Genomic DNA, 12,236 nt, shown 5'->3' with positions numbered 1-12,236 from the left:
GCAATTTGAGGGCTCCGCGCACGACGCGCTTGCCCAAACTCACGACGAAGAATATGAAATCCAAACCCGCAAACTCTCGTTATGAATGAGGGAGCCTCGGGGGGCAGGTCACATCCTGACCATAAAAACAACGACGACTGGGCTGTCATGGCCCGGTCACTCTGGGGCAGCACTTGGGGCGAAACGGCAGGATCGGGCCGGATCAACCTGCCTTGGATCATAGGGTTTTTCGGAGGGCAGGGTTAGCTGGCTGGGATGGTAGGATTCGAACCTACGGTACACTGTACCAAAAACAGTTGCCTTACCACTTGGCTACATCCCATCAGCGTGGCGCTGGATACTGCGAAGCGGGGGGCGGTTCAAGCCCCGTTTTTCCAAAAAGCGGACTATTCATTGGGCCTGTCCGCACGCAAAAGATCTTCGGTGCTCTCAAGGTTCCGTTCGGCTTCGACGATGCGGGTCAGGGCGGCGTCCTGCGACGGGACAACATCCTCGATTTGCCGAGTTTCGCGCGACGTTGCCGCCACCGCGTGCGCTTGCCTGATCAGTTTCACCCGCTGCGTCCCGTCAGGAATGACGACACCCGCCGCCTCGATCGCGAGCTTGACCTGGCGCAGCGCCTCTCCTCTGGCGAGGGGGAACGATGTCTCGTTCTGGTCGATCCAGGCCGTTACGATCAGTTCGATCGTTTCGGGGTGCAATGCTTCGATCCAGACCAGCGCGCCGGGATCGTCAAGGACGAACGGCAGCGCCTGCACCGTTTGGTTCACCAGCAGAAGCGTTTGCTGGAGATCTGCATCACGGTGCACATGGATGATGAAACGGAACTGCCGCTCGGCGTTCTGGCTGAAATTGACGATCCGGCTTTTGAAGACGGTCGCGTTGGGAATGCGGATGTGATTGCCGTCAAGCGACAACAGGATCGTCGCGCGGCTCGTCAGGCGGATCACCTTGCCCTGGTCGCCATTGATTTCCACGCTGTCGTTTGGGCGGAACGGCTGCCGGAACGACAGCATGATAGAAGCGATGAAATTCTCGACCGTGTCGCGTACCGCAAAACCGAAGGCAAGCCCGATGATCCCCGCCGCGCCCAGGATCGTGCTCAGCAGTGCTGTCGCGTTCACGATATCAAGGGCGATCACCATGCCGATTACCACGAAAAACACGCGCAGCAATTGTCGGTAGATGTCGGCGATAAAGCTGTTCGGGGCCAGCCTGTCCCATGGCTGTTTCATCCGGGCGATGGCGAATCCCACCAGCACGACCACGCCAAAAGCAACGGCTGCGATCAGCGCAAGCGGCAGGAAAATCACCAGCTGTTCCAGCCTGGCGGCGAACCGTCCGACAGCCGGGTCCAGCCGCCTCGCGATGTCCGTGGTTTCCGTAACCTCGTTGCGGACGGCCACGACGCCTTCGATCCGGGATGCCAGCGGCTGCAAGGCCAGCGCCTCGACCGTCGATGTTGTCGTGCCGCGCAACGTGACGACGCCCTCGTTGACCGTGACGATCACGTCAGAATAATCGCCCAATTCATCCATGATCTCGCGCATGCGGTTGGCAATGGCGACATCCTGCAGGGCGGTATTTTCCGTGGTTATGGTGCCGGTTGCCTCTTGTGCGAAGGCGGCAGGCGCTGCCGCCATGATCACCAGAAAAAGCAGAATTACGCGCATTGGGTCGATCCTCAATCGGGCGTCGCAAGCCTAAAGTCCGGTCCGCCGAAGGGAAAGCCCCATTCGCTAGACCCGGATCGGGTCCGCCTTTGCCAGCGCATCGAAACCCATCAGGCTTTTGACCAGCGCGTCCATCTGGTCAAGGGGGATCATGTTCGGCCCGTCTGACGGCGCATTGTCGGGGTCTTCATGCGTTTCGATAAATACTGCCGCGATGCCAAGCGATACCGCCGCCCGCGCCATCACGGGGGCGAATTCGCGTTGTCCGCCCGATGATCCGCCCTGTCCGCCCGGTTGCTGGACCGAATGGGTCGCGTCCATCACGACGGGATAGCCCATGCGGGCCATCGTCGGCAGCGCCCGCATGTCCGCGACCAGCGTGTTATAGCCAAAAGATGTGCCGCGATCGGTCACGAGGATGCGCCTGTTGCCCGTGCTTTCGATCTTGGCCACGACATTGGGCATGTCCCAAGGGGCCAAAAACTGCCCTTTCTTGACGTTGATGACAGCCCCCGTTTCGCCCGCGGCGATCAGAAGGTCGGTTTGCCGACACAGGAAGGCGGGGATCTGCAGCACATCGCAGACCGCAGCCACAGGCGCGCATTGGTCGGCTGTGTGAATATCGGTCAGCACCGGGCAGCCGATGCTGTCCTTGACCGATTGCATGACCTTCAGCCCGCCGTCGATGCCAAGCCCGCGCTTGCCACCCAACGACGTGCGGTTGGCCTTGTCGAAACTGCCCTTGAAGATGAATTGCGCGCCATGCGCCGCACAGATTTCGGCCATGCGGCCCGCGATCATCTGCGCATGATCCGTGCTTTCCAACTGGCAGGGGCCAGCGATCAGCAGCAGCGGAAGATCGTTGCCGACCTTCAGGTTTCCGATTTCGACGATATGCATCAAGAGCTGACCTGTTCACGAAGGATAGAGGCGGTAAGCGAGATCATCAGGTAAATTCCTGAAAAAATGAAAAACGCCAGAATTGTATTTTCAAAGGCGCGCGGATAGGTGGCCTGATCGGGCAGGACCGGCCGCACGCTTTCCGACAGATACCGCACCTGCCGGTTCGCCTCGATACGGGCGGTTTCCATCTGTGTCAGGGCCTGCTGGACCATGATGGTCTGGAAGGTGTAATTTTCCTCGGCCGTCAACAATTCGGTGTTGCGCGCAGCAAGCGAGCCCTGATTGTCGGTGCCCCCGATCAGGTCGGCGCGCAGGTTCGTGATCAGCCCGTTGATATTTGCGATCTGGTCGCGCAAGGCCTGCACCTGCACTTCGCTGGGGCGGTCCACGTTCAGCCGTGATTGCAGCACCAGTTCCAGCCTCTGCCGCTCTCCTTCGAGCGTCGCGATCTGACCCATGCGGGTGGCGGATTCGCTGACCGGGTCAATCTGCTGGACCTCTTGCTGGATCGCAAGCCAGGCTGCCAGTGCCTCTGATCTCCGGCGTTCGGCTGCCTCATAGCTTTCTTGCGCGCCCTGCATCTGGTCCGTGCGCAACCTGCTGGTCAATTGATCGACCTGTTCTTCGGCATAGCCGATCAAGGCCTGCGAGAATTCATACGCCTTTTCCGGCGACGCGGCGATCACCTCCATGCGGATCAGACCTTCGGTCGGATCATAACTGATGACCACATGGCTTTTGAACAGCTTGAATGCCTCTTCGTTGGTGGCATCGGGTTCCAGCCTTTGGATCGGGTCGATCGCCGGATCACTGAAATGCGCCTTGAACCCATGGTCGGCATCCAGCCGCAGCATCGCCTCGCGCGAGGCAAGATAGGATTGCACCGCGATGCTGTCCTGCTGGGTCGCCATCGACGTGCCCTGAAACAGGTTGGAAAAGCCGGTCGCGCCGCCCTGCGCAGGCTGCGCCTGCTGGATCACGATTTCAGAGCTCGTTGCATACATCGGTGTCGCGATATTGTAGAAATACCACCCCACCAGAAAGGTCGGCAGAAAGATGAAGATCGCCAGCCGTGTCGTCAGCAAGACCAGCTTGCGGCGTCTGCGGCGTGCGATGTCGCGCTGGATCTTGATGATCTCGGACGCGTTCTTGTTGGCGCGCTGGATCACCTTGCCATCAGGCAGCGTATTCCCCTTGCCGATCGTCTCGGGGAGCTGAATCCGTCCGGCGGCGGGGGCCTTGGGCTGGACCAGTTCCAGTACGGATTGCCGCTGGAAAGGGTCGATCCCGGCAAGGCGCAATTGCCGGACGGCGTCGTAATCCGATCCGACGACCAAGCCTTGTTTCTGGGCAACACGGCGGGCCATGCGCAACTGGCGGCCGGTCAGACCTTCCTGTGCAATCGCATCCAACTGGTCTTGCATGTTGGGTGCCGCTTCGGCGGCAGCCGCAGGCTGTGCGGGCTCCGCCGAAGCGGCAGCGTCATCACGGCGGATGCGGAATTTCTGAACCCTAGGTTTGATAGTCATAAAGCGCCTTTGCCTCTTCGAGGGTATCAAACATGTAAAGCTGCCCGTTGCGCAGCACGGCGGCTGACCGGGCGAACCGTTCCAGCGTTGCAGCCTGATGCGACACGATGATGATCGTTGTGCTTTCCAGCCTCTCGCGCAGGATGTCGCCCGCCTTGCGGTTGAATTCCGCGTCGGTGGCGCTCGGCATGCCTTCGTCGATCAGGTAGATGTCGAATTCCAGCGCCAGCATCAGCGCAAAGGTGAACCGCTGTTTCATCCCGCTGGAATATGTCCCGACGGGCATGTCGAAATATTCCTCGATCCCGCAAAGCCAGCGGCAGAAAGCCTCTACATAATCGGGGTCGAGCCCGTAGATCCGCGCGATATAGCGGCTGTTTTCCATCGCGCTGAGCTTGCCGATCACACCACCCATAAAACCCAAGGGAAAGGAAATCCGGCAATTGCGCGTGATCGTGCCCTCGTCAGGTTTTTCAAGGCCCGCCATCATGTTGATCAGCGTTGTCTTGCCGGTGCCGTTGGGTGCAAGGATGCCCAGCGAATTACCTAATTCCACGCGGAACGATACACGGTCAAGGATCACCTTGCGCTGGGTTCCGGTCCAGAAGGATTTGCTGACATTCGCGAATTCCAGCATTGGGTTCCTGTAAGTGCCTGACAAAGAGGTCTTTGGCACAATTGCCGACAAGACGTTAACAGGCCCTGATGATGCACAGACAAGCTGAGTATATCCGCGAAATGCGGTCTGAATACAACGACAAAGCCGTGATCGTCGAAATCCTGCCCGGTTTCGGCGGGCTTGCCCTTCCGGCGCGGTCTGACATGATACGCGGGCAGCTTTGACCGGGGCGGGGCTTGACCCTGCGTGTGACGGCCTATCCTTGCCACAACTGAACAGGACATCGGATCATGACAAAACTCGCTTTTCTCGGCCTTGGCGTGATGGGCTTTCCCATGGCGGGGCATCTGGCCGCCGCGGGGCACGACGTGACGGTTTATAACCGCACCCGCACCAAGGCGGATGCCTGGGTCGCCAAACATGGTGGCAGCGCCGCCGACACACCCGCCGCCGCCGCGCAAGGGGCTGATATCGTGCTGGCCTGCGTGGGCAACGACGATGACTTGCGCGCCGTCTGCACAGGGCCGGACGGCGCGTTTTCCACGATGGGCAAGGGGGCAATCTTTGTCGATCACACCACGGTGTCCGCCAAGGTCACGCGCGAGCTTTACACCGCCGCCAAGGACAAGGGCCTCGGCTTTGTCGATGCGCCGATCTCGGGCGGGCAGGCCGGTGCGGAAAACGCGCAACTGTCGATCATGTGCGGCGGCGATCAGGCCGATTATGACACGATCAGCGCGGTGATCGCGGTCTATGCCAAGCTCGCCCGCCGGATCGGAGACAGCGGTGCCGGGCAGATGACCAAGATGTGCAACCAGATCGCCATCGCAGGGCTGGTGCAGGGCTTGTCCGAGGCGCTGCATTTCGCCGACAAGGCGGGCCTTGACGGGCATGCCGTGATAGAGGTGATCAGCCAGGGGGCCGCAGGCAGCTGGCAGATGAACAACCGCTACAAGACCATGCTGGACGACCATTTCACGCATGGTTTCGCCGTGGACTGGATGCGCAAGGATCTGGGCATCTGCCTTGATACAGCCAATGAAAACGGCGCGAGCCTGCCGGTGACCGCCCTTGTGGATCAATTCTACAAGGACGTGCAGAAAATGGGCGGCGGGCGCTGGGACACGTCTGCGCTGTTCAAACGGCTGCAGGCGCTCTGAGCGGATGACCGATCTCGACACCGCCCATGCGGCGATGGAGGCGGCACCCGACGACGATGCCGCGCGGCTGCGGTTCTATGAACGGCTGGCCGACAGCGAAATCTATCTGCTCTTGGGCGGCGAGGCGGATGGCGACCAGATCACGCCTGCGCTGTTCGATGTCGAAGACGGGCAATATGCGCTGATCTTCGACCGTGAAGAACGGCTGTCCGATTTCGTGGGCCGGATCGCCCCCTATGCCGCCTTGCCGGGGCGGGCGCTGGTGCAGATGCTGGCAGGGCAGGGGGTCGGGCTGGGCCTGAACCTCGAGGTTGCACCTTCCGCCATGCTGATCCCTGCGGATGCGGTCGACTGGCTGGCGCAGACCCTGCTGCATGCCCCATTGGAAACCGAGGCGCGGCTGACCGCCATCGCCGCCCCCCGCCACCTGCCGCAAAGCGTGATCACGGGGCTTGACCGCAAGCTCGCCATCGCGGCAGGGCTCGCGCGGGCGGCCTATCTGGCTGAAGTCACCTATGACACCGGCGCCAAGGGTCATGTGCTGGCTTTCGTCGATGCGCTGGACGGTGCCGAAAAGGCGCTGGCCTCTGCCGCAGGCGAGGCGCTGACGTTCTCAGGGATAGAGGCGGGGATGATGGATGTGCTATTCGTGCGCGCCAGCGACCCGATGGCCGCACGTCTGGCAACGGTCGGCCTGCGCTTCGATCTGCCCGAACCTGCCGCCGCCGCCCCCGGTCCCGCGGCCCCCGGCATGGATCCGACAAGGCCGCCCAAATTGCGCTGACGTCGTCCCATCTTCCGAGCTCGTCAATTCGCGCAGAGCGCGATTTGACGTGATCCCCGCCGGAGGCAGCGCGTGCCGCAGGAACGCGACCCTAATACCCCAACTGCCGGTCAACCACGTTCAAGAACGGCAGACCCGCCTCGCCACGGCGAACATTCTCGGCGATGATCCTTGCCGCAGTCGCGGGCCGTGTGGTGGCGGCGATATGGGGGGTGACGGTAACACGCGGATGCGCCCAGAACGGATGATCCACTGGCAAGGGTTCGCGGCGGAAGACATCAAGCGTCGCATGCGCGATCTGCCCGCTGTCCAGTGCGGCCAAAAGGGCCTCGTCGTCGATCAGCGGGCCGCGACCAGGGTTGATCACGAAGGCACCTTTTGCCAGCAGCGCCAAAGTCCGCGCGTTCAGGATGTTCTGCGTGTCCGCTGTTTGCGGCAACAGCGTCACGACGACCTGCGCATCGCGCAGCGCCTCTTGCAGGCCATCCGCGCCATGCAGGCAGCGCAGGTTGGCCACGTCCTTGGGCTGTCTGCTCCAGCCTGTCACCGCAAAGCCCAGCGCCGCCAGCGCCTGCCCGCACGCCGCCCCCAGCGCGCCGATGCCAAGGAGCGTCACAGGGCGTTCGGCGGCCAGCGGTGGGCTGATCCCGTCGCGCCAGATTCCGTCCTGCCCAAGGATATGCGCATCCATCCCCAGATGATGGCGCAGCACATGGCCTGTCACCCATTCCACCATGCCGCGCGTCAGACCGGGATCGACCAGACGACACAAGGGCTGGGTCAGCGTGGGGTTGCCCACGATGGTTTCGACACCGGCCCACAGACTGAGTACTGCCTTGGCCTTCACATAAGGCGCAAAGTCCCGCAATGGACCGTTGGGAGCAAAGACGATGTAATCCGTCTCGGCCGCGGCATGGCTGCGTGACAGATCCACCGACAGTCCGGCTTTTGCAAAGGCATCCGACAAGGGGTGTTCATAATCGTCCCAGGCCTGAGGCTTGGCTGCAAAGAGAACCTTCGACATCAGCGTGGCCTATGGACATGGGCGCTTTGGACCAGTCCGAACGCGGCCATCAGCACCAGCATCGCCGATCCGCCATAGCTGACCAGCGGCAAAGGCACCCCGACGACGGGTGCAAGGCCTGTCACCATCGCCATGTTCACCGCGAAGAACAGAAAGAACGTCACGGCGATCCCCAGCGTCAGCAGCGCGCCGAACCTGTCCTTGTTCGACATCGCAGAGGCGATGCAGAACAGGATGATCAGCGTATAAAGCACCAGCAGCGTGATCGCGCCGACAAAGCCGAATTCCTCGGCCAAGGTGGTAAAGATGAAATCCGTGTGCTTTTCGGGCAGGAAGTTCAGTTGCGACTGGGTCCCTTGCATGAAGCCACGTCCCGTCCACCCGCCAGAGCCGAGCGCGATCTTGGCCTGGGTGATGTTGTAGCCGGCGCCCAGCGGGTCATTGGTAGGGTCCAAAAAGGTGTCGATCCGGCGATATTGATAGTCTTGCAGGACTTGCCACGTCGTGCCCCTGCTTTCCAGAACGGCGATGATACCGCCGACACCCGCTGTGACGACGGTGGCGAAATAGGCCCAATGCACCCCGGCGAGAAACATCACCGCGCCGCCGCCCATCAACAGCAGCAACGCCGTCCCGAGGTCAGGCTGTTGCAGTACCAGCGCGACCGGCACAAGGATCACGATCACCGGCACCATCACCCAGAACGGATGCGATTTGCGATCCAGCGGCAGCCAGTCATAGTAAGCGGCCAGAAACATCACCAAGGTGATCTTGGTCAGCTCCGAAGGTTGCAGGCGCATGAACCCGAGGTCGATCCAGCGCTGTGCGCCCATCCGCACCTCGCCAAAGAACTCGACGCCAAGCAGCAGCAGGACCGACCCGCCGAAGGCGACGAAAGCCATGTTCCGCCAGAACCAGATCGGCACCATCGCGACGGTGATCATCACGGCCAACCCGAGGGCAAAACGTTTCATCTGCGGTTCCATCCACGGGGTCACTGATCCGCCGCCGACCGAATAGAGCATCAGGAATCCGGCACAGGCGACCGCGATCAGCAACAGGACCAGCGGCCAGTTGAGGTAGAGAAGCTTTCGCACCCCGGTCGGAACGAATTTGGTGTTGTATTCAAGATAGCTCATGCGCGGCCCTGGCTGCGGGTGCCCGCAGGGATACGGTCCGCGATCCGGCGCTGCTGTTCTGCGATCTGGTCACGCAGATTGCTGGGATAGGCGTCAAGCGGGGGAGGGCCACCATATTGGGCCTGCAACAGGATGTCACGCGCCACCGGGGCTGCCGCTGCGGACCCGCCGCCGCCGTGTTCGACCACGACCGACACGGCATAGCGCGGGTTCTCGACGGGTGCATAACCGACGAAAAGCGCATGGTCGCGGCGTTCCCACGGCAGATCCTCGTTGCGGATCACGCCTGCCGCGCGTTCCTCTGGGGTGATGCGGCGCACCTGGCTGGTGCCGGTCTTGCCCGCCATCTTGCGGTCTTCGGCAAGGATACGCGATCCATAGGCGGTGCCACGGTTATGATTGCAAACCGCATCCATCGACGCGCGGACCCGGCGCAGCGTGTTTTCGTTCAACCCCAAACTTGGCCCCAGCCCGCTGGGTTGTTCAACCCCGTCGATCAGCCGGATCAGGCGCGGCTTGATTTCGCGTCCGGTGGCCAGACGGGCGGTCATCACCGCCAGTTGCATCGGAGATGTCAGCACATAGCCCTGTCCGATCGAGGCGTTGACCGTGTCGCCGATCCGCCAGTTCTCACCCCGGACGGTCGCTTTCCATTCGCGGTCCGGCGCGATCCCGGTGGCCACCGCAGAGAGCGGCAGGTCGTGACGCACGCCAAGACCCAGCTTGCGCGCCATTTCGGCCATCTTGTCGATACCGACACGCTGCGCGATATCGTAATAATAGACGTCGCAGCTTTGCTTCATGGATTCGTGCAGGTTCATATTGCCGTGGCCGCCGCGTTTCCAGCAGTGGAAACGGATGTTGCTGACATCGGCATGGCCGGGGCAATAGACCGTGTCCTCAGCGGTGATCACCCCCGCTTCCATCGCGGCCATCAACGTGACCATCTTGAAGGTCGATCCGGGCGGATAGGTGCCTTGTACCGCCTTGGCTGCCATCGGGCGGTATTTGTTTTCCATCAATGCCTGCCAGTCCGCAACCGAGATGCCGCGCACGAACATGTTGGGATCGAATGATGGCGAGGACACGACCGCGCGCAGATCGCCGTTTTCGAGGTCGATCACCACGGCGCTGGCGGATTCGCCGTCCAGCCGCGCCTGCACATAGGATTGCAGCCGCGCGTCGATGGCCAGTTGCACGTCCTTGCCGGGGATACCTTCCTGCCGGTCCAGTTCGCGCATGATCCGGCCAGCGGCGCTGATCTCGATCCGGCGGGTGCCGGCGCTGCCGCGCAAATCCTCTTCCAGCCGGTTTTCCGCGCCTGTCTTGCCGTATTCGAAACGTGGGATCTGCAGCAGCGGGTCAGGGTCGTCGATCTGACTGAGGTCATAATCACTTACGGGCCCGACATAGCCGACGACATGGGCCATATCTTCGCCCATCGGATAATAACGGCTCAGCCCGACTTCGGCCTGCACGCCAGGCAATACGGGCGTGTTCAGATTGATCTGTGCGACGTCATCCCAGGACACGCGTTCAAGGATCGTGACGGGGACGAATGGCGCGCGGCGGCTCATTTCGTCCATCGCGCGCGTCAGGGCGTCGGGGGGAATGTCGATGATCTCGGTCAGACGCGCCAGCACCTGTTCGATGTCACCCGCATCCTCGCGCACCATCACGACACGGTAATTCTGCTCATTCGCTGCGATGGCGATCCCGTTGCGGTCAAAGATCATGCCGCGCGCGGGTGGCAGCAGGCGCATGCTGATCCGGTTTTCCTCGGCGAGCATCCGGTACTGGTCAGCCTGTTCGATCTGCATGTCGCGCAGGCGGAACCCGATAATCCCCATCACGCCAAGTTGCAGACCACCCACCACCAAAGCACGACGCCCGATGATACGAGAGCTCTGGATCACATCCTTTGGGGGACGTTTCATGACCGTTGTCCAATCTTTCGCATGTCGCCGGGGGCGGGATGCGCCACGCCGAACAGGTAATGGGCCACAAGCGCGACCAGAGGATAGACGACGATGGTGCCGCCAAGTTGCATCATCGTCAGCCCCAAGGGTGCCTGTGGTGTCATCACAATAGCAAGGACGAACCTGTTCGCCAATGTGATCGCCACCAGCCCGAGTGCGACGAACGCCCATTCCGCGACGAATGTCATGCTGCGCAAATCACGGTGGCGGTTGCGGATCGCCTCGGACAGCAGAACGACCAATGCAGCCCAAAGCCCTGGCGGGCGTTGGAAGAACAGATCTGCTGCAAAAAAGACCGCAGCGATGATGTAGACAGGCGCATAATCAGGTCTGCGTGCCACCCAGACGCACATCATGGCCAGCAACAAATCGGGCGCCGCCCAAGTCGCCGGTTCCAGATCAAGCGGGACAAGCTGCGCAACCGCGATCACGCAGGCCAGCAACACGAAAACCGCGCGCTTGGCCCAGGTGGCGGCATCCGCGACATCAGCCATCTGCGGCTTCTCCGGCTTGCGCGGTCGGGAGCGTGGCAGGATTGAGCGCCGATGGCCCGTAGACCTCGGGCAGCGGGGTCAGCAGACGGCCGGGGTCGTTGATCTCCTCGTGCGGCTGGGCGCGCAGGACACGCAGGAATTCCAGCCGCTGATAATCGGCGGCCAGACGCACCCGCAGGCGATTGTCGGTGCCAAGCGCCACCTGGCCGATCAGCAGGTCGGCGGGAAAGACGCGCCCGTCGCCCGATGAAACGACCCTGTCGCCGGGACGGACGGCAGCGCGGTCTTCGAGAAACTCGATCAGCGGGTTGGCCGTGCTGTCCCCCGCAAGGATCGCGCGTTGCCCCGAAGGCAGGATCGTGATCGGGATTCGGCTTGACGTATCGGTCAGCAGCAGCACACGGCTCGTTTCACGGCCGACACCGGCGATCCGTCCGGCCAGCCCGATCCCGTCCATCGTGGGCCAGCCATCGACGATCCCGTCGCGTGCGCCCACGTTCAGCAGGACCGACTGGCGAAACGGCGATCCGCTGTCTGTCATCACGACCCCGGTGACAAACGTCAGCTTTGGGTCGATCCGCACGTTGTTGAGGTCCAGCAGCTTGGCGTTTTCCTGTTCAAGCTGCAGCGCGGCCTCGCGCCATGCCTTCATCTGCTGCAATTCGCGGCGCAGGTCCTGGTTCTGGGCTGCGAGCCGCTGATAGCTCTGGAAATCGGCGATCAGGTCGGCAGTGGCGCTCACCGGCGCCATGACCCAATCAAACGACGGCAGCACGCGGTCGATCACCGCCATGCGCAGCCGTTCCACCCGCGGGCTGTCGATCCGCCAGACCGCAAAGACCGCCAGCAGCGCAAGCACCAGCACCCCCACCAGCAAATTGCGGACAGGGGCGATGAAATTCTCGCTGGCTTTGTCGCGTGCCAAGGGGTGG

12 protein-coding genes and 1 tRNA gene are annotated in these 12,236 nt (G+C 62.1%); 3 read left to right on the top strand and 10 right to left on the bottom strand.

Annotation, left to right across the window (positions count from 1 at the left end; genetic code table 11):
* Window positions 1-247 precede the first annotated feature (247 nt).
* From H147_RS0108170 to H147_RS0108150, 5 genes are all read right to left on the bottom strand, one after another.
* Window positions 248-322, bottom strand: a tRNA-Gln gene (locus H147_RS0108170).
* Between the two features lie 64 nt (window positions 323-386).
* On the bottom strand, window positions 387-1,673 hold the full coding sequence (locus H147_RS0108165) for a mechanosensitive ion channel domain-containing protein (RefSeq protein ID WP_019954870.1): 1,287 nt from the start codon (window positions 1,671-1,673) through the stop codon (window positions 387-389).
* A 66-nt stretch (window positions 1,674-1,739) separates the two neighbouring features.
* Window positions 1,740-2,573 (bottom strand): 3-deoxy-8-phosphooctulonate synthase, encoded by an 834-nt coding sequence (gene kdsA / locus H147_RS0108160; protein WP_019954869.1) that lies wholly within the window; start codon window positions 2,571-2,573, stop codon window positions 1,740-1,742.
* On the bottom strand, window positions 2,573-4,105 hold the full coding sequence (locus H147_RS0108155; protein WP_019954868.1) for a KpsE/RkpR family capsule polysaccharide export protein: 1,533 nt from the start codon (window positions 4,103-4,105) through the stop codon (window positions 2,573-2,575). Before H147_RS0108155 ends, kdsA begins: the two co-directional genes overlap by 1 nt.
* Complete coding sequence (locus H147_RS0108150) at window positions 4,089-4,742, bottom strand: ABC transporter ATP-binding protein (RefSeq protein WP_019954867.1); 654 nt, start codon at window positions 4,740-4,742, stop codon at window positions 4,089-4,091. The genes H147_RS0108155 and H147_RS0108150 overlap by 17 nt, the downstream gene beginning before the upstream one ends.
* Window positions 4,743-4,810: 68 nt before the next feature.
* Here H147_RS0108150 and H147_RS20975 point away from each other — a divergent pair, with 68 nt between their 5' ends.
* The 3 genes from H147_RS20975 (at window position 4,811) to H147_RS0108135 (ending at window position 6,668) form a co-directional block, all read left to right on the top strand.
* Window positions 4,811-4,948, top strand: coding sequence for a hypothetical protein (locus H147_RS20975; protein WP_019954866.1), 138 nt, complete (start codon window positions 4,811-4,813; stop codon window positions 4,946-4,948).
* A gap of 66 nt (window positions 4,949-5,014) precedes the next feature.
* On the top strand, window positions 5,015-5,884 hold the full coding sequence (locus H147_RS0108140; protein ID WP_019954865.1) for an NAD(P)-dependent oxidoreductase: 870 nt from the start codon (window positions 5,015-5,017) through the stop codon (window positions 5,882-5,884).
* 4 nt (window positions 5,885-5,888) lie between these two features.
* A complete protein-coding gene (locus H147_RS0108135) occupies window positions 5,889-6,668 on the top strand; it encodes an SseB family protein (protein ID WP_019954864.1) in 780 nt (259 codons plus the stop codon).
* 91 nt (window positions 6,669-6,759) lie between these two features.
* Here H147_RS0108135 and H147_RS0108130 read toward each other — a convergent pair whose 3' ends face one another.
* From H147_RS0108130 to mreC, 5 genes are read right to left on the bottom strand one after another with little or no spacing between them, the layout of a single operon-like run.
* Window positions 6,760-7,692, bottom strand: a complete 933-nt coding sequence (locus H147_RS0108130; RefSeq protein ID WP_019954863.1) for a 2-hydroxyacid dehydrogenase — start codon at window positions 7,690-7,692, stop codon at window positions 6,760-6,762.
* Window positions 7,692-8,831 (bottom strand): rod shape-determining protein RodA, encoded by a 1,140-nt coding sequence (gene rodA, locus H147_RS0108125; protein ID WP_019954862.1) that lies wholly within the window; start codon window positions 8,829-8,831, stop codon window positions 7,692-7,694. Before rodA ends, H147_RS0108130 begins: the two co-directional genes overlap by 1 nt.
* Window positions 8,828-10,768, bottom strand: a complete 1,941-nt coding sequence (gene mrdA, locus H147_RS0108120) for a penicillin-binding protein 2 (protein ID WP_026352370.1) — start codon at window positions 10,766-10,768, stop codon at window positions 8,828-8,830. Before mrdA ends, rodA begins: the two co-directional genes overlap by 4 nt.
* Window positions 10,765-11,304, bottom strand: coding sequence for a hypothetical protein (locus H147_RS0108115; RefSeq protein ID WP_019954860.1), 540 nt, complete (start codon window positions 11,302-11,304; stop codon window positions 10,765-10,767). The genes mrdA and H147_RS0108115 overlap by 4 nt, the downstream gene beginning before the upstream one ends.
* Window positions 11,297-12,229 (bottom strand): rod shape-determining protein MreC, encoded by a 933-nt coding sequence (gene mreC / locus H147_RS0108110; RefSeq protein WP_019954859.1) that lies wholly within the window; start codon window positions 12,227-12,229, stop codon window positions 11,297-11,299. Before mreC ends, H147_RS0108115 begins: the two co-directional genes overlap by 8 nt.
* Window positions 12,230-12,236 lie beyond the last annotated feature (7 nt).

The organism is Yoonia vestfoldensis DSM 16212, from assembly GCF_000382265.1.
Taxonomy (GTDB): Bacteria; Pseudomonadota; Alphaproteobacteria; order Rhodobacterales; family Rhodobacteraceae; genus Yoonia; species Yoonia vestfoldensis.
This window is presented reverse-complemented; position numbering and strand designations above follow the sequence as displayed.